Here is a 21,880-nt window from a genome sequence, read left to right on the forward strand (position 1 = left end):
AATGAGCAAAACCTGGGGCATAATGATGCTAAGCGTACTTAGCGCACCATCGTTCGCCGAAACTGAACTGGCACACAACTTTTGTGGCACTTCAATGCAAACCAGAGCTTGGCAACCGCTCCCTGGCCTTGAACTTAATATGATCGATATCAAATCCGATGATATTGAACTATTGGGTACCCAAAGCGCAGAATTTACCGGTAATGTAGATATTAACACCCTAACGATGAATTTGTCCGCACAAAGTGCACTGATTGACAAACAACGTGGTCTACTTAATGCAACCGGCCCTATCGTTTATCGCGATAAAGTTAGCCAAATTAATAGCTCTGGGCTCAACGCAGATTTAAATAACTCTGAATTAAGCCTACTTGGCGCTGACTATAAGCTCACCGACCAACTCGGTCATGGTGGCGCAGAAAAACTGACAGTCAATGAGTCTGGCCTAAACCTTATGAACGCAAGCTTTACTACCTGTCCGGGCGAAACACCGGTATGGGCAATTGAAGCAGATGAAATTGATTTATCGAGTGAAGATGGCTGGGGTGAAACTCACAATACCGTATTACGCGTATTCGATACGCCCGTGTTGTATATCCCTTATTTCACTTTTCCATTAGATGACCGCCGTAAGTCAGGGTTATTAACACCTAATTTCTCAAGCTCTGGTCGCTACGGTCTTGAAACTATCACGCCGTATTATTGGAATATAGCGCCAAATTACGACGCAACAATTACGCCACGCTATATGTCTAAGCGTGGCTTACAAATGATTGGTGAGTTTCGTTATTTAACAGAACAAAATAACGGTTTAATCGCTGTAGAGTACCTTGATAAAGACGACGAAGAGCCAAGTGTTGACTCGCGCTATTTATTTCACTGGCAACAGCAAAGTTATTTTGGTGAGAACTGGCGCGGCAACATTGATATTACCAATGTGAGCGATGATAACTACTTAACCGATTTAAACTCGAATTATGCCACTCGCACAGATACCCAGTTATATCGTACAGGCTCACTAACGCATTTAGGTGATACGTGGCGTACCGACATCAAACTTCAAAGCTTTGAAGTGCTCGGTGATCACCGTGAATCTTATGCAGCATTACCACAAATTAGTTTTTCACAAACTAACCCATACGACTTTTATGGTGTCGATTTAACACTCGACGGTGAACTTAGCTACTTTACCAATAACAATGCAGTGATTGATGAAGCAAGCCGCCTTCACATTGAACCAAAAGCCAGTTTGGGGTATCAAGAGTATGCGTGGTCTTTTTTATCTGAAGTAAGCCTATTACACACCACTTATAATCAACACGGTGATCTAACGGGCACTGACTTTGAAGAAAAAGTCACACGTACACTGCCAAAAGTACGTTTATACAGCCAACTAAACTTTGAACGTGAAACCGCTTTTTTCTTCAAAGAAGGCATTCAAACGTTAGAACCTCAAATTCAGTATTTGTATACACCCAATAAAGACCAGTCGAATATTGGCCTTTACGATACCACCAAGTTACAAGATGACTTTTTTGGTTTGTTTAGAGATCGTCGCTTTTCGAGCATCGACCGCATAGCAACCGCAAATCAATTTACTTTAGGTGCAACAACGCGCTTATTTAGCAGCGACAATGAAGAAGTGTTTAATTTCAGTGCTGGGCAAATCTTTTATTTAAGCGATGATGCCAAACCGACTTCGCAAGGGATTCAGTCTGATACAAACTACAATGCCTTGTTTGCCGCGCAAACCATGTTACATTGGCACCGTCGCTGGTATTTATCTGGGGGGATTCAATATGACACCGATGGTAAAGAAATAATCCAGTCAAATATCACTTTAGATTATAAAGGTGACGATAAACAGCTCGTACAATTGAACCATCGCTATGCAAATGATGTCTCAGGCAATACAATCGAGCAAGTTGGTCTATTTACCAGCATTCCGCTAACACATGATTGGCAGTTTGTTGGCAGCTATCACCGCGATTTAGAAAGTGGTCGTAGCATTGAGGTTTTCAGCGGCCTGCAGTATGAATCGTGCTGCTGGGCGTTTCAAATCACTGGCCGTCGTCAAATCGAAACCGATTTGAATCAAGCGATTGGCCAAGAGCAAGCCACTTTTGATACCAGTATTGGCTTCAATATCGTGTTAAAAGGACTTGGTAGTAAAAGCCGTTATGATGCACAAAAATTATTACAACAAGGTATTTTTGGCTATCGTAGACCGTATTTTCTTAATAACTAGTACCGCAGTACTATTAGCAAGAGTATTAGAAAAAGTATGAATTTAAAAAAATTATTTGCATCAGCATTATTAACAGTTGGCTTATGCCAAAGCGTTTTCGCAAAACCTGTCGAAATAGACAAAGTCGTCGGCATCGTTAACCAAGGTGTTATCTTACAAAGCGAAGTCGACACAATTATTAATCGCGTAAAAGCACAAGCAGCCGAGCAAGGCCAAGAGCTCCCATCGGATGATACGTTGCGCATTCAAGCGATTGAACGACTTGTAAGCCAAACTCTTATGATGCAACTTGCAGAGCGTATGGGCCTTGAGATTTCGGATTCACAGCTTGACCAAACGCTAGAAAACATGGCTCGCGAGCAAGGTGGCACGATTGCTGATTTGCGTCGCACGATTGAAGCGGCTGGTGAAAGTTTTCCCGCTTACCGCGAAGAAATACGTAAAGAGATCACCACCCAGCAAGTTACACGTGCTAACGTCGATCGCCGTATTTACATCAGCCCACAAGAAATTGATAACCTTTTAAAAATAATGGAAACACAAGGTAAAAATGCCGAAGAGTACAATATCGGCCACATCTTGATTGATATTCCAAGTGATGCAACACCCGATGAAATTGCCAGCGCTAAAACACGTGCTGACAAAGTCATTGAATTTTTAAAAGAAGGTAGAGAGTTCAAGCGCATTGCAATTTCATCATCAAGTGGCTCAAAAGCGCTTGAAGGTGGTCAGTTAGGCTGGATGGGTATTAATGAAATGCCTTCACTCTTTGCAGAGGCTGTAAAAGGTCAGAAAAAAGACGATATCGTTGGTCCACTTCGCTCAGGCGCAGGTTTCCACATTATTAAAGTACAAGATGTACGTGGTCGCCAAGTGGTTGAAACCACAGAAGTTCGCTCTCGTCACATCCTTATTAAACCGTCTATCATTTTAAGCGAAGAAAAAGCGCGCGAGATGCTTAAAGGCTTTGCGAAAGACTTGCGTGAAGGTAACGCCGACTTTGCTGAACTTGCAAAAGAGTACTCTGAAGATCCAGGTTCTGCGCTAAAAGGCGGCGAATACGATTGGACAGACCCAAGCACCTATGTGCCTGAGTTCAAAAACACCTTGTTGTCACTTGATAAAAACGAGATCAGTGAGCCATTCAGAACGCAATTTGGCTGGCATATTGTGCAGTTGCTTGATAAACGTGTCGCAGATAAGACTGAACTTGCTAAACGTAACCGTGCGCATCAACTGCTGTTTAATCGTAAGTTTAAAGAAGAAAGCTTCAACTGGCAGCAAGAAATGCGTGAGCAAGCTCATGTTGATATCTTCCCTGTAGAATAATCATTATGACAATAAGAGTAGCAATCACCCCAGGTGAACCCGCAGGTATAGGCCCTGATTTATTAATTAAGTTAGCGCAACACGCGTGGGATGCCCAACTTGTCGTAATTGCTGATGGTGCGTTATTAAAACAACGCGCCAAACAGCTTGGTTTAAACATCGACCTGATCAAATTTGATGAAGACCAAGCTCCAGCAATTGCACCGGCAGGCAGTGTCTATTTGCATCAGGTTGACCTAGCTGAAGAAGTTGAAGTGGGTGTCTTAAATGATGCAAACGGTCAATATGTCTTAGATACGCTTCGTATCGCCAGTGAAAAAAATATGGATGGCACCTTTGCGGCAGTAGTCACAGGCCCTGTGCACAAAGGCATTATCAACAAAGCGGGTATTTCGTTTAGCGGTCATACCGAGTACTTTGCGCAGCAATCTAATACAGCAGATGTAGTGATGCTGCTTGCAACCGAGGGATTACGTGTTGCCCTTGTCACTACACATATTCCATTAGCTTATGTGTCACGTGCTATCACCGTTGAGCGCCTAAGCAAAGTGGCAACGATTTTAAACCACGATCTACAGACTAAATTTGGTATCGAAAAACCACGTATTTTAGTGTGTGGTTTAAACCCACATGCTGGTGAAGATGGTCATTTAGGCCGCGAAGAAATAGATACGATAGCCCCCACCCTCGAATTATTAAATAATCAGGGTATGAATTTAATTGGTCCGCTGCCCGCTGATACATTATTTCAAGATAAATACCTGTCACAGGCTGACGCCGTGCTTGCTATGTATCACGATCAGGGATTACCTGTGCTAAAATACAAAGGTTTCGGCAACTCGGTGAACATCACCCTTGGCTTGCCATTTATTCGCACATCAGTGGATCACGGTACGGCGCTTGATTTAGCCGGCACAGGGACCGCCGATGTGGGTAGTTTTGAATTAGCGATCCGCGAAGCAATTAAGCTCGCCCATGAAAAAGCACAAAATTAATGACTGATAAAGTACATTTAGGACACCGCGCCAGAAAGCGTTTTGGCCAAAACTTTTTAAATGATGACATGATCATCGATAAAATTGTGACGGCTATCGATCCTAAACCCGAAGACAATTTAGTAGAAATCGGCCCAGGTCTTGGTGCTATCACCGAACCCGTTGCAGACTTAAGTGGCCATCTAACTGTTGTTGAGCTAGATAAAGACTTAGCAGAGCGTTTAGTAAGCCATCCTTTTTTAGGGCCAAAACTAACAGTGCATCAAGGTGATGCAATGAAGTTTGATTTTAGCACCCTGATTAAAGAAGACGAAAAACTAAAGATTTTTGGTAACTTGCCATACAATGTTTCGACTCCTCTGCTGTTTCATTTATTTGAATTTGCTGACAACGTTGAGCATATGCACTTTATGCTTCAAAAAGAGGTTGTTAAGCGCATGGTAGCAAGCCCTGGTAGCAAAGCTTTTGGCCGCTTAACTGTCATGACACAGTATTACTGCCATGCAATGCCAGTGATTGATGTGCCCCCAGAGTGCTTTAAACCTGCACCTAAAGTTGATTCAGCGGTCATTCGTTTGATCCCTAAGAAGCCTGAGCAACGTACAGCTAAATGTACCAAGCTTTTAAACACTGTATGCTTAGAAGCGTTTAACCAACGTCGTAAAACACTGCGCAACAGTTTATCAAACCTTCTGACTGCTGAAGAGCTTACAGGCATTGGTATTGATATTACACTTCGTGCAGAAAGTCTGTCTTTACAACAATTTATTGATATAGCTAATTGGATTTATGACAACAAGCAGTAATTTAGGTTCGCCAATTAAGGTCTCTGTTGAGACCTTCTACGTTGAAGGTCAATCGGAGCCTGAACAAGATAAATACGTTTTTGCTTACTCTATCACGATTAAAAATCATAGTTTGTGCAGTGCTAAGCTATTAAGTCGCTACTGGTTAATTACCGATGCCAATGGCAAGGAAGTCGAAGTTCAAGGCGAAGGTGTCGTTGGTGAAACCCCCACTATTGCCCCAGGTGAAAGTTATAAATACACCAGCGGCGCAGTGCTCGACACCCCTGTAGGGACAATGCAAGGTTATTACACCATGCGTAACGAATTCGGCACTGAATTTGAAGCCCCGATTGACGTGTTTCGTCTAGCACGCCCTAACATACTGCATTAAGTATCGATGGCTGACTACGCGATAGGGGATTTGCAAGGGTGCTACAGTGAATTTGACGCACTACTCAAGCGCGTTAATTTTAATCCTAGCAAAGACCACCTATACCTAGTTGGTGATATAGTTGCTCGAGGCCCAGATTCCCTTGGGTGCCTTGAGCGACTCTATGCAATGCAAGGCAGTGTCAGCATTACGCTTGGCAATCATGACCTGCACATGATCGCGTGTTATCATTTAAATAAACCACACAACCCAAAAGATAAGCTCAGTGCTGTTTTTAGCAGCTCTAAACTCACTGACTATATTCAATTTTTACAGCAACAACCACTTGCTCTATGGCTTGAAAAGTATGACATGTTCATAAGTCATGCCGGTTTAAACCCCAATTGGTCGATTAAGAAAGCATTGAAACGCGCTCGCTTTGCAAAGAATTGCTATCAAGGTGCTGATGCTCGACATTTTTTTAGCCATATGTACGATACTCATCCGCCTAAATGGCAGTCAACACTCAGTAATGAAGCTAAGTTTCGCTACATTGTAAATTACTTCACACGCATGCGTTTTGTAGACAAAGAGGCCCATTTAGACCTCACAAACAAAACCAGTACCAGTGCAAATAGCTCAACAATACCGTGGTTTGAACACCCGAATATAACGCAATTAACGCAGCAGATTGTTTTTGGTCACTGGGCGGCAATTGAAGGAAAAACCCAACGAGCAAATATACATGGCCTTGATACAGGCTGTGTGTGGGGAGGAGAAATGACTCTCATGGAACTCAGTAAAAAAGAGCGTTTTGTCGAAAGTTCTCACTCTTTTATCTAAATTAACTGAAAAATAACTGAACATCTGTTAGATTTATATCAATTAAAGTAAATTTAAATAAAAGCCAATTTAATTTAAATACTTAACTTATCAGCAACCCTGCCGATAAATACTGATTAGTACTATTAGTGGAATTACATATGAACTTGACCGTTAGACAGCGTATTTGGGGCGGCTTTATTGTCATTACCCTACTCTTGCTATTTATTGGTGGTAACTCATTGATCAGAATTACCAATATTGATCAATCTACACAGCGAGTTAATCAGCTGTCACTCCCTGCTCTCGATAAAAGCTATGAGCTACAGGTCGAATTCATCTTAATGAGTAAATCCGCACAAGCGAGCTTTTACACAGCATCACAAGATGAGCTAGCAGCGACACGTAGCAGCTTTAATGAACAGAAAAAACGTTATGATAATTCTTATCAAGATTTACAAAACGTGGTTAGTGATGACCCAAAACTAAAACAAAGTAGTCAACAAGTAGAACAAACCTATAAACGTTTTGCTAAATCGGTTGATAACCTGTTTAAAGATAAAAAAACGCAGCTTGAACTTAACAAAACTCTCAGTACTCAACTTGAAAGTATTGAGCTTAGCGCTGAAGATGCAAACTCTGTGGTACTCGATATTATTGATATTGATGGCTTAGAAGAGAATCACTCACGTGCTTATCAAGCGGCAAATAACTTAGAAAATCATTTTCAATCATTAGTGACTAACAGCACTGATATGCTCACAGTGAAAACACTGAATACGCTAGAAATCATTAAAAAAGAGCAAATATATTACCTTGAAGAAATTGAGCGCAGCTTAAGCTTAATTCGCCCCGCTGTTATTGAGTCGAATGCAAGCCTATACAATGATTTAAACGGCTACTTTGAAACACTTGCCAACAATGTAAAAGGTTCAAATAGTTTATCGGCCAACAAAAAACGTTTAATTGATGCCATTGCTCAAACTGAAGCGGAGCTTGCTAATGCCGAAAACTCGACAACAGAAGCATTAACACAACTGCGTGAACTCGTTGATCATGCCACAGTGCTTGCCTTTGATTTACAGCAAGACGTCAGTGGTAACGTAACAACGGCTACGCTTTGGACTTGGGTCGCTATGATTATTGCAACGCTCATTGCAATCGTTGTTGCAGCCATGACTGTAAACCGTATCACTAAGCCACTTTCTGAAGTAAACCGTATTCTAGATATCGTTGCCAGTGGTGATATGACACAACGTTTAGATGACACTGCAAAAGATGAATTTGGTGAGCTTTCACGTAGCTGTAATACATTAATAGAAAGCTTACGTACGCTAATCCAAGGTATTATTTCTCGTTCTACGCAACTTGCCGCTGCGTCTGAGGAAACATCGGCGATTACCGAAGAGTCAAGCCAAGCCATTCGTAACCAGCAAGCACAAGTAGAACAAGCAGCAACGGCGACGACAGAAATGAGCAGTACCTCTCAAGCGGTTAGCAGCAGTGCTCAACAAGCGCTGAGTGAAATTAAAAACGCAGATAAAGAAGCCGAGCGTGTTAAAGGTATCTCATCGCAAAACAAAGCGACGATTGAACAGCTTGCTCGTGAAGTCGATGACGCGTCTCAAGTCATTAATAAGCTGCATAAAGACAGTGCATCAATTGGCGGTATCTTAGATGTGATACGTGGCATTGCAGAGCAAACAAACCTTCTTGCACTTAATGCCGCTATTGAGGCAGCACGCGCAGGTGAACAAGGCCGTGGCTTTGCTGTTGTAGCAGACGAAGTACGCTCTCTTGCGAGCAAAACTCAAGAGTCTACACAGGAAATCCAAGCCATGATTGAATCACTGCAAATTGGTGCTGAAGCCGCTGTTGCCGCAATGTCTAAAGGTAAGCAACAAGCTGAATCATGTGTTGAGCAATCAGACCAAGCCAACACTGCACTTGACTCAATCACCGCAGCCGTTGCCCAAGCACATAACGTAAGTGAAGAAATATCGACAGCTGCGCACGAACAACAACAAGTCTCGCAAGAGATCAGCGAGCGCTTAGAGTCAATCGTTGCTATTGCAGAGCAAACAGCTGAAGGGGCTAACCAGACGAACATCTCAAGCTCAGAAGTCGCTAAATTAGCTGAAGAATTACGACTGTCGGTAGATGCCTTTAAAGTTTAAATAGCCTTCGCTATACCTAAATAGAAAAACCGTGTTTAGCATTGCAAACACGGTTTTTTTATTCCCCCTTCAGCTCATTCAATGATCCCCATTCATAGCACTGCGCTTAATTAAGAGGTCTATTTTGAGGCAATAAAACCGTGTTGATAACAAGACAAAAATTTCGTTATTTAGTTGTGCTCGGCAATTGCTCCTGCATTACTCTCCCTCCGGCATCCATGCAGTCGTAAATCAGACATTTTTAACGCAGCTAGCGACTGGTGTAATCACTCAAAATGAGTAAGAATTATTGCAGATAGGTATTAGTATGATTTTGAATTGGTATTATTCACAGACATAAAAAAACCGCAACGAGTGCGGTTTTTATAAATCTGTTTGGCTTTACTATTAAAGACCTGCGCGCTCTTTAATAGCAGCAACAACTGGCGAGCCACCAAAGCCATTGGCTTCAGCCCATGCGATGTCTGCACCGTCTTCAAATGAAGAAGATGGTAAACGCTTAACAATATACTCACCCGTATCGTTTGCACCACTCACAATTGCATGACGAAGCATATTGTTGTCATTGCACTTAAAAGCGTCGATGATATTACGGATCTTTACGCGTGAACTTTTTAGTTTATCACGTAAACGATTCTTATCATCTGCAGCAATGTACTCACAAAGTGAAAGCGCCAACTGTTGATCGTCGGCTTTAACAGGTGCTGTGTACGCAACTGAAGCCGTAACAACTGCTGCGGCTAATAACATATTTGGTAACTTCATCATATTTTGCCCTTATGTAATACTTTTAGCTTACCAAGCTTGACTATTATTGTACCAATCAAACCATTTTATCGCAATATTGTTAAGGTTTTTTATACAAAGTAACAAAAGTATACGGGTGTGGATTATTGTTATCTGGCAGTTTCTCTTCCTGCTCGACAACTGTCCAGTTAGCAACACTTTCGTAATCTGGGAACTGCGTATCTCCCTCTACATCAAGATCAATGAAGGTTAAATAAAGTCGCTCTGCGTGAGGAAGAAACTGCTGATAAATATTTCCTCCACCGATGATCATCACTTCATCTGCCTCTTTTACTAGGGCTAGCGCCGCATCTGGAGACGTTACAACCTCAATCCCTTCCGCTTTATAATCAGCATTACGGCTAATAATTATGTTTTGACGCCCTGGTAATGGTCGACCTATAGACTCAAAGGTTTTACGTCCCATAATCACAGGTTTAGCCATAGTAACCTGTTTAAAGTGCTGTAAGTCGGCAGGCAAATGCCAAGGCATTTGATTGTCTTGACCAATAATACGATTATTTGCCATTGCAGCAATCATTGAAATTTTCACACTACACCTTTAATACTTTTTTCTTATTAATAAAAAAGGAGCGCGAGGCTCCTTTTCCGTTTTAAACTTTAACGTTGGTAGATAACTTCAACATCGTAGTCATCATCGTCCCAATCATCCCAATCGTCGTCGTCATCTTTCGACGTTGCTTTTTGATGGTATGTATCCCATTTAAATTCAACTTCTTCTTTCTCTTCTTCAGCGAATTTTTCTTTCGGCATACTATCAAGCAACGCCATGATATCGTGGCAAAGTGCTTGGGTATTTTGCTTGTTTGCGGCAGAAATTCGGTAAACATTGGTTTCTTCACCCAGCTCTTCAGCTATTTGTTGGCAAAGTGCTTCAGCTTCGTCTTCTGGCAGCAAATCTATTTTATTAAACACTAACCAACGCGGCTTATCAGCAAGTTTAGGGCTGTACTGATGAAGCTCATTAACAATCGCAAACGCATTGTCCACTGGGTTAGTGCCATCGACAGGCATAATATCGATGATATGTAACAGCACACGACAACGCTCTAAGTGTTTTAAGAAGCGAATACCAAGACCCGCTCCATCAGAGGCACCTTCGATTAATCCTGGAATATCGGCTATGACAAATGACTTATTAGCATCAGGACGCACAACCCCTAAATTAGGAATAAGCGTTGTAAATGGGTAGTCAGCAACTTTAGGTTTAGCCGCAGATACGCTGCGAATAAATGTTGATTTACCAGCATTAGGTAACCCCAGTAAGCCTACATCAGCAAGTAACATCAGTTCTAAACGTAAATTTCTTACTTCGCCAGGCGTACCTAATGTTTTTTGGCGCGGAGCACGGTTCGTACTTGATTTAAAGCGTGCATTCCCCAAGCCATGGAAGCCCCCTTTTGCAACAACCAGTTTCTGGCCATGCATCGTTAAATCACCTAATGACTCTTCAGTGTCAACATCTGTAATACGGGTTCCAACAGGCACTTTAAGGACTAAATCATTGCCCTTCTTACCGGTCATATTGCGACCGTGACCATTGGTGCCACGCTCTGCTTTATGAAAACGCTCAAACTGATAATCAATTAAGGTATTTAAGTTTTCATCGGCCTGTAGATAGACACTGCCACCATCGCCGCCATCGCCGCCATCAGGACCGCCATCCGGCACATATTTTTCACGTCGGAAAGATACGACACCGCTGCCGCCATCACCCGCGTCACAACGAATTTCCACTTCATCTACAAACTTCATGATTACTCACTTTAAGATTGGCTTGTTAATAACTGTATTATACACCTAATTATATAGCTAAGCATCTTCGTACAGTGCCGAAGATGCTTAGCTATATAATCGAGTGCCTTAAAACAAAAAACCCCGCAAAGGCGGGGTTTTTCAAATATCGAGATGATTACTCAGCTACGATATTTACGTATTTACGGTTTAAAGGACCTTTCTGTTCGAATTGAACTTTACCATCTGCTTTTGCGAAGATAGTGTGGTCTTTACCGATACCTACGTTTGCACCAGCGTGGAACTTAGTACCACGTTGACGAACAATGATGCTACCCGCTAGAACTGATTCGCCACCAAAACGCTTAACACCTAGGCGTTTGCTTTCTGAATCGCGACCGTTACGAGTACTACCAGCTGCTTTTTTATGTGCCATTTCTAAGTACCTCTAATTAAGCGCTAATGCCAGTGATTTTAACTTCAGTGAACCATTGACGATGGCCCATTTGCTTACGAGAATGCTTACGACGTCTAAATTTAACAATCTTCACTTTCTCACCGCGACCGTGTGAAACAACCTCAGCTGTCACTTTACCACCGTTTACGAACGGTACACCGATCTCGATTTTCTCACCATCAGCAACTAAAAGTACTGAATCAAATTCAACTGCTGCACCAGTTTCAACGTCTAATTTCTCAAGACGAATTGTTTGACCTTCAGTCACACGGTGCTGTTTACCACCACTTTGGAAAACCGCGTACATAATTAACTCCGTCTGTGCGCCCTCAAATCGACGCAACTAAAATATTCTTCAATAGGGCGCGAAGTTTACGCTAATGCGCAAAAACTAGCAAGCCTCTTTTTAGATAAAATGAATAAAAAATAGCTGCATTAAGGGCAATTCAATATTTTCCCTTATTTTATCCTAAAAACACCGCTTGCCAAGCGGTTTTTGCGATCTTGTGACAATTAAATGACCGAGGCAAATATAGCTAATAAATCAGTCTAGAATGTTCACTTATTAAACAAGCAGATAAAATTAAGTCGCTATAATTGAGCCGAAAACAGAAACTTTAACGTGTTTTTTTATTGAATCATCACAAAATATCGAGCAAGCGCAATTTTTGATGTACAATCAGCCTCGTATACCCATAAAAATTGGCTCGGAGATCAATGGATATAAAAGCTATCCAGGCGTTAATCGAAAATGAAATGGATGACGTCAATCAACTTATACATGCCCAAATGCGCTCAGATGTCGCGTTGGTTAATCAACTTGGTTTATACATAGTTAACAGTGGTGGCAAGCGTGTTCGCCCCATGTTGGCTATTTTAGCAGCTAAAGCTTTAGGCTATGAGGGTAAAGATCACATTACCCTAGCAACCATCATTGAGTTTATTCACACAGCAACTTTGCTGCATGATGACGTGGTTGATGAGTCTAATTTGCGTCGAGGTACACCTACCGCAAACGCAGAGTTTGGCAATGCAGCCAGTGTGCTCGTGGGTGATTTTATTTACACTCGCTCATTCCAGCTTATGGTTGGGCTTGGCAAAATGCCGATCATGCAAATTTTAGCTGATGCGACCAATGTCATTGCTGAAGGTGAAGTGTTGCAGCTTATGAACTGTAATGACCCTAACACCACCGAACAAAGCTATATGCAGGTTATTTACAGCAAAACCGCCAAGCTTTTCGAAGCCGCAACGGGTCTTGCCGCTATCATTACCGAGCAAGACGAAAAAGTCCTCGACGCATTAAACCTATACGGCATGCATTTAGGGACTGCTTTTCAACTAGTAGATGATGTACTTGATTACAATGCTGATGCACAGCAACTTGGCAAAAACATTGGTGATGACTTAGCTGAAGGTAAACCTACTTTACCGCTTATTTACGCGATACAAAAAGGCACACCAGCGCAAGTAAAACTAGTTCGTGAAGCCATTGAACTAGGCAATGGTATGGATCACTTAGACAGCATTCTAGCGACGCTCGCTGATACCAAAGCCCTTGAGTTTACAATGCAAAAAGCAGAGCAAGAAGCTGATAAAGCCATTGCATGCATTGCTTTTTTACCCGACACGCCATACAAACAAGCATTAGAAAGCTTAGCGCGGATTGCGGTCGCCCGCGATCACTAAGCGAAACTTTATTCGAGCCATTAAAAAAGCCTGCAATTGCAGGCTTTTTTGTTTTAAGCGCTTCAACATGCATGTGAAGCGCTTAGCATCAATCGAGATTAACCGTTGATGAAATCAACACCTTCTTGGATGTCTTTGTTAAGTGTCGCTAGCATGTCGTTCTTAGCTTGCTCTTCGAATGCACTTAACTCACCGTAAGAAAGAATTTCTTCAACACCGTTCTTACCTAAACGTACTGGGTGTGCGAAGTAAGCAGCATCACCATTTTCAACAGCAACGTATGCGTAATCTACCACGTCTTCACCTTGTAAGCCTTTCACTAAAGACATACAAAAACGAGCCGCTGCTGCACCCATTGAAAGTGTTGCTGAACCGCCACCAGCTTTAGCATTAACAACTTCAGTACCTGCATTTTGGATACGTGGAGTAAGTGCTGCAACTTCTTCATCAGTGAAAGTAACGCCTTCAACTTGTGAAAGAAGTGGCAGAATGGTTGTACCAGAGTGACCACCAATAACAGGGACTTTAACGTCAGTTGCGCTTAAGCCTTTAAGCTCAGCTACAAACGCTTCAGAACGGATCACGTCAAGAGTCGTAATACCGAATACACGGTTAGCATCGTAAGTACCCGCTTTTTTGAATACTTCAGCAACGATTGGCACAGTGCCATTTACTGGGTTAGTGATGATACCTACTAACGCTTTAGGGCAGTTTTTAACGATGCCTTCAGCTAATGTTTTGATGATACCTGCGTTTACGTTGAAAAGGTCCGCACGGTCCATGCCCGGCTTACGTGGCATACCCGCTGGAATAAGAACGATATCACAACCTACTAATGCAGCGTCCAAGCTGTCTGCACCAAAGCCTTCAACTTTAACGTCAGTTGGGATGTGAGAAAGATCAACCGCTACACCAGGAACAACAGGGGCAACATCGTATAACGATAATTCAGAACCTGCAGGTAAACTTGTTTTTAATAATAAAGACAATGCTTGGCCGATACCGCCAGCTGCGCCTAAAACAGCAACTTTCATTGGAATTCTCCGTAATTTGAGGTAGGAAATATTTGTGGCCCTAAAGATAATGAAATTAGCGACTAAAAACAAATTTATCCTGCTTATTTCGCGTATAATTTCGACCATAGTTGTAAACTTAGCTGTAACGTGACGGTATTTGGACGACAAATGCAAACAAATACTGCATAACTATGCAGAATTGTGTAGAATTACTTCATATTTGATGAATAAAAGAAACGACAACATGCAACCACAAGACAAACAAGAAGCACTGATCAAAGCGTTTAAATCGTTATTAAAAGAAGAAAACTTTGGCTCACAAGGTGAGATTGTCGAAGCATTAAAAGACCAAGGCTTTGATAATATTAGCCAAAGTAAAGTCTCACGCATGTTGAGTAAATTTGGCGCTGTACGCACACGCAATGCAAAACAAGAAATGGTGTATTGTTTACCTGCCGAAATGGGTGTGCCAACCGCAAAGAGCCCTCTTCGTCAGCTTGTTATCGACATCATGCACAACGAAATGATGATTATTATTCGTACCAGCCCAGGGGCTGCACAGCTGATTGCCCGATTACTTGATTCATTAGGTAAGGCAGACGGTGTACTGGGTACAATTGCAGGCGACGACACTATTTTTATCGCCCCTGCAAAAATTTCTGAAATCGATGTCACGCTAGACCGCGTTAGAACATTATTCGATACAGTTTAACGTTAAAGCTGCTTCAAAAAGTTTACTGACGGGGCGAAAAATGCAGACCCCATGTCGGCTTGTGTAAAATCGAGCCAATGGTCATAACATTCGCCCTGCCCTAATCGGCTTTTGAGTACCTGTTCAAACGCATCACCTTGCGCTGCACACGACACCATTAAAATGCCCTGTTTATGAACGTCACCAAACGGCATGCTTTGATTGAGTATGAGAGGCTGACCCTTTTCATCTTTTAATTCACTTCGTACTGCATGACTCGTTTCAACAGCTGGCATTATTAACGTGTTATCAAGACGTGTACGCCCCATGATTTGCTCTTGCTCAGATAACGACAAATGTTGCCACACGCTTAGGTCATGCACAAAACGCTGCACATGAATATAACTTCCCTGATCTTCAAAATGACCCGGCTTATCAATCAGTGCGGTGCTTCGCTTTTGTCGCCCATGCGGAGTGTCTCCCGCATAAATAAAACCATTAAAATCGCGGCCATCTAAAAAGCGAAAGTTACGAACTTGTTCCACCAGCTCAACATCAGGTGTAAATAATTTAATGATTTGTAGAGCAAAAAGGTGATTTACATCTTCACGATCAGAGCGAATTTGCACAAACAAATCGAATGGCTGCGCACTCATGACGTGCTCACTGTGCGTCACATTTGGAAAGCTTTGTAATTGGCTTGGAATAAACTCTGGCAGTATATGCGGCCAGTACTGCGCACCAAGCGCAACCACACATGACAACATGGCTTCAGAGAATTGGTCTGCAAACTCGTCTTGAATGACGCTTACGCGTTTAAGTTTTTTGCGTAATGACTCATCGTGACCATCATAAACATTAAAAAACAGGTGCAAACCGTGTAAGTTTGCTTCAGCACAAATCCCAGATTGCGCTTGCGCCATAATGAATCCTTAGCTACTCGTTATCAAACATACAGACAAGGAATTCAGGATTATAACGTTCTGTTTAATCTTCGAAAAAATTGACCGTATGTGGCATTATTTTTATTTTTACTGGTTGCTCGACCGCTAGTACACGATCATTTTCGGCAGCAACTTCTAGCTCCTGCCCAGCAATACGTACCTTATACACATAACGCGTACCGATAAAACGTCTGTTTAGTATGGCTTGACTACTTACATCGCCGTGCTCTGCCTCACATAACTTAATATGATGAGGTCGTACATACACCACACCGTGTTGACCTTGATGCTTGCTTTCGGTTAGCGAATGTATGACACCATACGTCGTTTCATATTCAGTTGGCGTTAAGACTTTTGCCGTTAAGTATATGCCCGTACCAAGAAACTCTGCAACCTCCTTTGAGTTAGGTTGGCTAAATAACTGCTCAGGAGTGCCTTGTTGCGCTATTTTTCCACCGTGCATCACCGCAAGCGTATCAGCAAAGGCAAACGCTTCTTCTTTTGAGTGCGTCACAAAAACAGCGGAAACTTGTTGGTCTTTTATAATCCGACGAATATCAGCAATTAGTTCAAAACGCACTTGGGTATCAATGTTCGAAAATGGCTCATCAAGTAGTAATAAACTGGGTTTATATGCCAAAGCTCTCGCTATTGCGACACGTTGTTGCTGCCCACCGGAGAGTTGATGTGGGTATCGTTTTGCACAGCCATCTAGTTTAACCAACCTGAGCATTTCACTCACGCGCTCACGTTTTTGTGCTTTACTCATATTGCTCAAACCAAAGGCAATGTTATCGCTTACTGTTAGATGCGGAAACAAAGCGTAATCTTGAAACATCATGCCGATATTTCGTTTTTCTGGCGCAATAAAGTGATGATTGTCATTGACCACTTGTGAGTCGATACTCATGTATCCTTGCGATGGCTGTAAAATACCTGCAATTGCTTTTAACGTGGTGGTTTTACCACACCCACTGGCGCCTAATAAACAGACTATTTCGTCTTGCTTCACATTTAGAGTAAGCTCACTCAATACCTTAGTGCCATTATATTGGTAGGCTAAGTCTTTAATTATCAAATGACTCATGAGTGATTGTGCTCCATCGAACGATTAACGAAATACAAAGGAATTAGTCCTACTAAAACAATAAACAAGGCCGAAATAGACGCTAACTCTAATTGTTCATCACTGACATACTGAAAAACATGCGTGGCCAAAGTTTCAAAGTTAAATGGACGCAAGAGCAATGCGGCGGGTAGCTCTTTCATACATTCAATAAATACTAATAATCCTGCGGTTAATATACCGCGTTTTAGCAAGGGTAAATGAACTTTATACAGGGTTGTAAAAGGCCCTTTGCCCATTGATTGACTCGCCATATCGAGTGAGGGGCTGATACGTAAGAAACTACTTTCAAGCGCCCCATGCGCAATTGCATAGAAACGCACTATATAAGCAAAAACCATCGCAAATAGAGTACCACTTAATACTAGGCCTAACGAAAAACCGTGCGGCTCTAACCATGCATTCAGTAAGTCATCAAGCTGCGTTAAAGGCAGTAAAACGGCGATAGCAAGCACCGTGCCTGGTAGTGCGTACCCTGTACTCGCTAGACGTCCAGGAATAAGGGGGTAACGGTCTTTACTTATGCGTTGATAAAACAGCACACATAAGCTCAGTATAATAGTCGCCAGACTCACGACGACAGCAACCTTGAGGCTTTGCCATGCATAATTAAAAAATGCACCATTCCACGCATCTTCCGCATACACAATAGCGTACTTCACAAGCACTGCCACGGGTAATAAAAACGCCAGCACCAAAGTAAGGCTACAGGCTATTGTTGCCCCCCAGGCTGCGCTGCCTTTTAAGCTGTATAACGTCGCACTATTAACACTTGATTGGCGCTCATACACGGCTTGGTTTCTTCGGCTGTAGCGCTCAAGCATCAGGGTTAAGAATAAAATGAGCAGCATAATACCAGAAATTTTTGCAGCCGCAGTGAGAGAGTAATACCCCAACCAGGTATCGTAAACGGCGGTCGTCAATGTACTCACAGCAAAATAGTTCACTGTTGCAAAGTCAGCCATCGCCTCCATGCTAATTAAGGTAATACCCGCCACAATAGCGCCGCGGCCAAGTGGCAAGCTTACTCGTAAGAAGCTTTGCAAAGGGGACAGCCCCATTAACTGGCTGGCTTGCACAAGTTTAAATGATTGCTCTCTCAGTGCTGTTTTGAAAATTAAATACAAGTAAGGATACAACACAAGGGCAATCATCACTATTGCTCCTGTTAAGGTACGAATATCGAAAAACCAATAGTCATCAGGCGATTGCCAACCAAACCAATCACGTAGCGCAATTTGTACGGGACCTGCATAATCGAGTAAGTCCGTGTAAACATAAGCAATCAAGTAGGTCGGCATGGCAAGTGGCAGCATGAGCGCCCACTCAAATTGCTTTCGCCCCGGAAACTCACAATACGCAGTCAACCACGCTAATGGCAGCGCGATGAGGCAACTTAAAAGCCCGACTCCAGCAATCAAGAATAGAGTATTGCGGGTGTAATCCCACAACACAGTATCAAACAAGTGCTGAAACACATCAGAGCCTCCTTGCAGAGACTCCACTAATAAAAAGCCAAGAGGTGTTACAAGCAATAACCCGATAAACCAAGCTATTAACTGCCAGCGAGACAACGAAAACTTCACATGCATACGAGGCTGTTATTCCTTCATTAATAACAGGGCGATATAAAACAAAAGCTGTTTAAGCAATGCCGCTTAAACAGCTTTTTCAAATTTTTAAGCTGGAATAACGCTTTGTGCGTTATAAATCAAACTTCACTTCATCAATTAGCTTAAGTGCCACAGGGCGATATTTGCTAATTTCATCAAGCGACAAAGTATCTTCTTTAAATTTGCCCCATGATGCCACCATATCAGATAAAGCAACCCCTTGTTTTACTGGGTACTCCATATTGACTGAGGCATACATATTTTGCGCTTTATTGTCGGTCATATACTCAATCAGTTTCAAGGCATTTTCAGGGTTTTTGGCATATTTCGTCATCACCACCCCCGATACATTAATATGTGAGCCTCGGTTTGTTTGATTAGGGAAGTTAATATGCACCGCTTCAGCCCATGACTTTTGCTGCTCATCCTGCAACATTTTACCAAAGTAATAACTATTACCTAAGGCAATATCACACAGCCCTTCTTTTACCGCTTTAACTTGTGCACGGTCGTTGCCTTGTGGTTTACGAGCTAAATTTGATTTTACGCCTTCAAGCCATTCTTTTGTTTTTACTTCACCGTGATGCGCCACCATAGACGCTACTAGGCCTAAGTTATAAGGGTGCTTACCAGGGCGCGTACATAATTTACCTTTGTATTTTGGATCGGCTAAGTCTTCATAACTCAGTGTGGGTAACGCGCCAACTCGCTCTTTTGCTGAGTAGACATTGCGCACTCGTTTAGTAAGTGCAATCCACTGCCCTTGTTCATCACGAAAAGTACTGGGGACATTTGCATTAACAATATCACTGTTAATTGATTGCGTTAAACCAAGCTCTTCTAACTGTACAAGCGCACTAAAATTTGACGTCAAAACGAGATCAGCCTTGCTATGCTTACCTTCGCGCTTTACGCGTTCAATCAGGCCCTTTTTAGCAAAAACAACATTGGTTTTTATGCCCGTTTGCTGAGTGAAATCATCTAAAATTGGTTGAATTAAAAAAGGTTGTCGGAATGAATATATATTAACGACATCCGCTGAAAGTGCAGGTGTGCTTAGTAAAGCCGTGAATAAGACTAACGCTGTTTTTTTCATTATTTAACACCTAAATAAAAACAATTCTCAAAATATTTTACCTACACTTAAGGCAAAGTGCACCTGTTAATAGTCATAAAACAATCATGTTAGCTGCCATTTAGGAAGTTACTTGTGAGAGATATCTTACCTACATGGCAGCTATTGAGTAAAAGCAGACAGCAAAAACCACATAAAAACCCATAACAAACTGAAAATAAACAATTTAATTAAAATGACAATAAAATGACCGCTATTTTAAGCACGATTTTGACCTACTCGCGCTTGGCAATTTCTCTATAATTAACTTATCAGCTAAGCATGAAGCTTTATGAGTAGATGGATAGGGAAGCATTACTCATATCAAACCTCGGATAAGGTTCATTAGGATAGTAAGGATATTAGGACAGGCTCAGGAAGAGTAACGCAAGGGAATGACAGCTTATGGACAGCATCAGGATGATGTGAAATGGAATAACAACAGGGTGTTGTTATACAGGAGTTCAAAAAGTGGAATAAAGGACAGGTCGTAAGGACAACGCAAGGGAATTGCTAATAAAGGGATAGCATCACGATGATGCGTAATGGAAAGGTAAAGTATTTACCAGCACGGATGTAAAGGAATGGACAGGATATAGACCCGGAGAGTCTTTATTACACAGAACAACTAAGTACAGTGTAATGGCATGGATTTGCAAAGTTTATGGAGTTGATTAGATTCAATTGCAGGATGCAGAAAATTAAGAAGATTCCGCAAGCGCGACTAGAGATAGTTCGCGCTTTTCTTTTGCATACTACCTACCCGCAATAATACTCAATCATTTTGAAGGATTAAAAGCTGACGTAAACAACGTTAAAAGTTTCTCATTTAATAAAACCTAATCACAAAACTGATACCTTGTTACCAACGCGCTTTATTACCTCTGACTTTTATTGCCTCAAAATAGAGCGCTCAATAAATCAAATTGATACAAGAATTACTCTGGGCGACCTTTGTTTCTTTTACCAAGCAAATAGGCATCTCTAAAGTTAATAAAGTGCTCTTCTAGCCTGCTGGTTGCTTCTTCTTCACCGGCAAGTGCCAAAACCATAATAGCGACTTCAGCCGTTCCTAGCTGGTGTTCATGGGGAGCGACACGTAAACGATAATCAGACAACTTTTCAGGCGTGATAGACAGCACGGGTAAGTGATCTAAGTAGGGACTTTTACGGATCATCTTTTTAGCTTCACGCCAAGTGCCATCTAAAAAGATAAAAAGCGGACGCTTGCCTTGTTCAGGTATCACCTCGGTAATCACACGGTTTTCGTCCTCAACATCACTGGCAGGAAAAATAACCATCGGCTGATACTGAGGATCGGCCAATAAACTTAGAAGCGCGGCATCAGGGTTTGTTCGATCCCATTTAAATGCGTGGTTATCGGGAATAATTTCGGCAATTAAGCGCCCTGTATTAGAGGGTTTAAAACTCTCGTTATGATACATCAATAGGCATACAGCGGCTTCACATTCAGCCTGTTGAACACCTTCACAAATGCAGTAGTGTTCTGCTAATAAGCACCGTTCGCAGCGTGTGAGTTTTGCTCCTCGGGCTTTAAATTCTCGGCGAGATTCGCCCAATTGTTTAGCACGAAGTACCAAGACGGAGTTATTTGAGATAGTAGCCACTGTGTTTACCAGAAAATTGAACGGCGCCTATTGTAGCTAAAAATAGCAGGAATAGAAATCAATGCGAGTGGTTAGTGGTTAGTGGTTAGTGGTTAGAAAAAAATAACCCCACATTTTTTATGTGTGTAATCTACCTTCTACTTTATCGGGGTCAGATCAAACTTCTAACTTCTAATCTCTAACTTCTAATCTCTAACTTCTAATCTCTAACTTCTAATCTCTAACTTCTAATCTCTAACTTCTAATTTCTAACCTCTAAATTCTAATTCCTAATACTTAATCCCTATAAATAACAAAAAACCCAGCCGGAGCTGGGTTTTTAAAACGATTAG

20 protein-coding genes are annotated in these 21,880 nt (G+C 42.0%); 9 read left to right on the forward strand and 11 right to left on the reverse strand.

From position 1 onward, the window contains the following. The first annotated feature begins 1 nt into the window (after position 1). From lptD to D0907_RS13620, 7 genes are all read left to right on the forward strand, one after another. Entirely contained in the window at positions 2–2,248 is a 2,247-nt protein-coding gene (gene lptD, locus D0907_RS13590; RefSeq protein WP_065979656.1) for an LPS assembly protein LptD, read from the forward strand. 36 nt (positions 2,249–2,284) lie between these two features. After that, positions 2,285–3,577 (forward strand): peptidylprolyl isomerase SurA, encoded by a 1,293-nt coding sequence (gene surA / locus D0907_RS13595; RefSeq protein ID WP_118844614.1) that lies wholly within the window; start codon positions 2,285–2,287, stop codon positions 3,575–3,577. A 5-nt stretch (positions 3,578–3,582) separates the two neighbouring features. Beyond that, positions 3,583–4,572: a 4-hydroxythreonine-4-phosphate dehydrogenase PdxA gene (gene pdxA / locus D0907_RS13600; protein WP_065979655.1), complete on the forward strand. Its 990-nt coding sequence runs from the start codon at positions 3,583–3,585 to the stop codon at positions 4,570–4,572. Continuing rightward, on the forward strand, positions 4,572–5,378 hold the full coding sequence (rsmA, locus tag D0907_RS13605) for a 16S rRNA (adenine(1518)-N(6)/adenine(1519)-N(6))-dimethyltransferase RsmA (protein WP_065979654.1): 807 nt from the start codon (positions 4,572–4,574) through the stop codon (positions 5,376–5,378). Before pdxA ends, rsmA begins: the two co-directional genes overlap by 1 nt. Continuing rightward, positions 5,362–5,751, forward strand: coding sequence for a Co2+/Mg2+ efflux protein ApaG (gene apaG / locus D0907_RS13610; protein ID WP_036965974.1), 390 nt, complete (start codon positions 5,362–5,364; stop codon positions 5,749–5,751). Before rsmA ends, apaG begins: the two co-directional genes overlap by 17 nt. 6 nt (positions 5,752–5,757) lie before the next feature. Next, entirely contained in the window at positions 5,758–6,573 is an 816-nt protein-coding gene (locus D0907_RS13615) for a symmetrical bis(5'-nucleosyl)-tetraphosphatase (RefSeq protein WP_036965970.1), read from the forward strand. A 140-nt stretch (positions 6,574–6,713) separates the two neighbouring features. Continuing rightward, positions 6,714–8,729: a methyl-accepting chemotaxis protein gene (locus D0907_RS13620; protein WP_036965967.1), complete on the forward strand. Its 2,016-nt coding sequence runs from the start codon at positions 6,714–6,716 to the stop codon at positions 8,727–8,729. A 387-nt stretch (positions 8,730–9,116) separates the two neighbouring features. Here D0907_RS13620 and D0907_RS13625 read toward each other — a convergent pair whose 3' ends face one another. From D0907_RS13625 to rplU, 5 genes are all read right to left on the reverse strand, one after another. Continuing rightward, the gene (locus D0907_RS13625; protein WP_036965965.1) at positions 9,117–9,497 is read right to left on the reverse strand and encodes a DUF3718 domain-containing protein; all 381 of its coding nucleotides are present in this window, start codon (positions 9,495–9,497) and stop codon (positions 9,117–9,119) included. Positions 9,498–9,576: 79 nt separating this feature from the next. After that, the gene (folA, locus tag D0907_RS13630) at positions 9,577–10,056 is read right to left on the reverse strand and encodes a type 3 dihydrofolate reductase (RefSeq protein ID WP_036969051.1); all 480 of its coding nucleotides are present in this window, start codon (positions 10,054–10,056) and stop codon (positions 9,577–9,579) included. An 80-nt stretch (positions 10,057–10,136) separates the two neighbouring features. Next, on the reverse strand, positions 10,137–11,291 hold the full coding sequence (gene cgtA / locus D0907_RS13635) for an Obg family GTPase CgtA (RefSeq protein WP_036965963.1): 1,155 nt from the start codon (positions 11,289–11,291) through the stop codon (positions 10,137–10,139). A 157-nt stretch (positions 11,292–11,448) separates the two neighbouring features. Next, positions 11,449–11,706: a 50S ribosomal protein L27 gene (gene rpmA, locus D0907_RS13640; RefSeq protein WP_036965960.1), complete on the reverse strand. Its 258-nt coding sequence runs from the start codon at positions 11,704–11,706 to the stop codon at positions 11,449–11,451. A 16-nt stretch (positions 11,707–11,722) separates the two neighbouring features. Further along, positions 11,723–12,034, reverse strand: a complete 312-nt coding sequence (gene rplU, locus D0907_RS13645; RefSeq protein WP_036965957.1) for a 50S ribosomal protein L21 — start codon at positions 12,032–12,034, stop codon at positions 11,723–11,725. 410 nt (positions 12,035–12,444) lie between these two features. On the opposite strand from rplU, the gene ispB reads away from it, so the two are divergent. Next, positions 12,445–13,416 (forward strand): octaprenyl diphosphate synthase, encoded by a 972-nt coding sequence (gene ispB / locus D0907_RS13650; protein ID WP_036965954.1) that lies wholly within the window; start codon positions 12,445–12,447, stop codon positions 13,414–13,416. 98 nt (positions 13,417–13,514) lie between these two features. Here ispB and mdh read toward each other — a convergent pair whose 3' ends face one another. Then, positions 13,515–14,450 carry a malate dehydrogenase gene (gene mdh, locus D0907_RS13655; RefSeq protein ID WP_036965950.1) on the reverse strand — a complete coding sequence of 312 codons (936 nt, stop codon included), beginning with the start codon at positions 14,448–14,450 and terminating at the stop codon, positions 13,515–13,517. Between the two features lie 226 nt (positions 14,451–14,676). Here mdh and argR point away from each other — a divergent pair, with 226 nt between their 5' ends. Beyond that, positions 14,677–15,144: a transcriptional regulator ArgR gene (gene argR / locus D0907_RS13660; RefSeq protein ID WP_036965948.1), complete on the forward strand. Its 468-nt coding sequence runs from the start codon at positions 14,677–14,679 to the stop codon at positions 15,142–15,144. A 2-nt stretch (positions 15,145–15,146) separates the two neighbouring features. Here the strand turns inward: argR and D0907_RS13665 are convergent, their stop codons facing one another. The 5 genes from D0907_RS13665 to D0907_RS13685 all read right to left on the reverse strand — a co-directional run bounded on the left by D0907_RS13665 (position 15,147) and on the right by D0907_RS13685 (position 21,548). Continuing rightward, complete coding sequence (locus tag D0907_RS13665; protein ID WP_118844615.1) at positions 15,147–16,046, reverse strand: Dyp-type peroxidase; 900 nt, start codon at positions 16,044–16,046, stop codon at positions 15,147–15,149. A 64-nt stretch (positions 16,047–16,110) separates the two neighbouring features. After that, a complete protein-coding gene (locus D0907_RS13670) occupies positions 16,111–17,154 on the reverse strand; it encodes an ABC transporter ATP-binding protein (RefSeq protein WP_065979650.1) in 1,044 nt (347 codons plus the stop codon). After that, a complete protein-coding gene (locus D0907_RS13675; RefSeq protein ID WP_074988946.1) occupies positions 17,151–18,785 on the reverse strand; it encodes an ABC transporter permease in 1,635 nt (544 codons plus the stop codon). Before D0907_RS13675 ends, D0907_RS13670 begins: the two co-directional genes overlap by 4 nt. Before the next feature lie 112 nt (positions 18,786–18,897). Then, complete coding sequence (locus D0907_RS13680; protein ID WP_036965938.1) at positions 18,898–19,902, reverse strand: Fe(3+) ABC transporter substrate-binding protein; 1,005 nt, start codon at positions 19,900–19,902, stop codon at positions 18,898–18,900. Between the two features lie 956 nt (positions 19,903–20,858). After that, positions 20,859–21,548 carry a tRNA-uridine aminocarboxypropyltransferase gene (locus D0907_RS13685; protein ID WP_118844616.1) on the reverse strand — a complete coding sequence of 230 codons (690 nt, stop codon included), beginning with the start codon at positions 21,546–21,548 and terminating at the stop codon, positions 20,859–20,861. Positions 21,549–21,880: the final 332 nt, after the last annotated feature.

Source organism: Pseudoalteromonas lipolytica (assembly GCF_003515105.1).
In the GTDB taxonomy this organism is placed as follows: domain Bacteria; phylum Pseudomonadota; class Gammaproteobacteria; order Enterobacterales; family Alteromonadaceae; genus Pseudoalteromonas; species Pseudoalteromonas lipolytica.

Coding starts and splice junctions, on each gene's coding strand:
- lptD (WP_065979656.1), top strand. CDS start 2: ATGAGCAAAACCTGGGGCATAATGATGCTAAGCGTACTTAGCGCACCA.
- surA (WP_118844614.1), top strand. CDS start 2,285: ATGAATTTAAAAAAATTATTTGCATCAGCATTATTAACAGTTGGCTTA.
- pdxA (WP_065979655.1), top strand. CDS start 3,583: ATGACAATAAGAGTAGCAATCACCCCAGGTGAACCCGCAGGTATAGGC.
- rsmA (WP_065979654.1), top strand. CDS start 4,572: ATGACTGATAAAGTACATTTAGGACACCGCGCCAGAAAGCGTTTTGGC.
- apaG (WP_036965974.1), top strand. CDS start 5,362: ATGACAACAAGCAGTAATTTAGGTTCGCCAATTAAGGTCTCTGTTGAG.
- D0907_RS13615 (WP_036965970.1), top strand. CDS start 5,758: ATGGCTGACTACGCGATAGGGGATTTGCAAGGGTGCTACAGTGAATTT.
- D0907_RS13620 (WP_036965967.1), top strand. CDS start 6,714: ATGAACTTGACCGTTAGACAGCGTATTTGGGGCGGCTTTATTGTCATT.
- D0907_RS13625 (WP_036965965.1), bottom strand. CDS start 9,497: ATGATGAAGTTACCAAATATGTTATTAGCCGCAGCAGTTGTTACGGCT.
- folA (WP_036969051.1), bottom strand. CDS start 10,056: ATGATTGCTGCAATGGCAAATAATCGTATTATTGGTCAAGACAATCAA.
- cgtA (WP_036965963.1), bottom strand. CDS start 11,291: ATGAAGTTTGTAGATGAAGTGGAAATTCGTTGTGACGCGGGTGATGGC.
- rpmA (WP_036965960.1), bottom strand. CDS start 11,706: ATGGCACATAAAAAAGCAGCTGGTAGTACTCGTAACGGTCGCGATTCA.
- rplU (WP_036965957.1), bottom strand. CDS start 12,034: ATGTACGCGGTTTTCCAAAGTGGTGGTAAACAGCACCGTGTGACTGAA.
- ispB (WP_036965954.1), top strand. CDS start 12,445: ATGGATATAAAAGCTATCCAGGCGTTAATCGAAAATGAAATGGATGAC.
- mdh (WP_036965950.1), bottom strand. CDS start 14,450: ATGAAAGTTGCTGTTTTAGGCGCAGCTGGCGGTATCGGCCAAGCATTG.
- argR (WP_036965948.1), top strand. CDS start 14,677: ATGCAACCACAAGACAAACAAGAAGCACTGATCAAAGCGTTTAAATCG.
- D0907_RS13665 (WP_118844615.1), bottom strand. CDS start 16,046: ATGGCGCAAGCGCAATCTGGGATTTGTGCTGAAGCAAACTTACACGGT.
- D0907_RS13670 (WP_065979650.1), bottom strand. CDS start 17,154: ATGAGTCATTTGATAATTAAAGACTTAGCCTACCAATATAATGGCACT.
- D0907_RS13675 (WP_074988946.1), bottom strand. CDS start 18,785: ATGCATGTGAAGTTTTCGTTGTCTCGCTGGCAGTTAATAGCTTGGTTT.
- D0907_RS13680 (WP_036965938.1), bottom strand. CDS start 19,902: ATGAAAAAAACAGCGTTAGTCTTATTCACGGCTTTACTAAGCACACCT.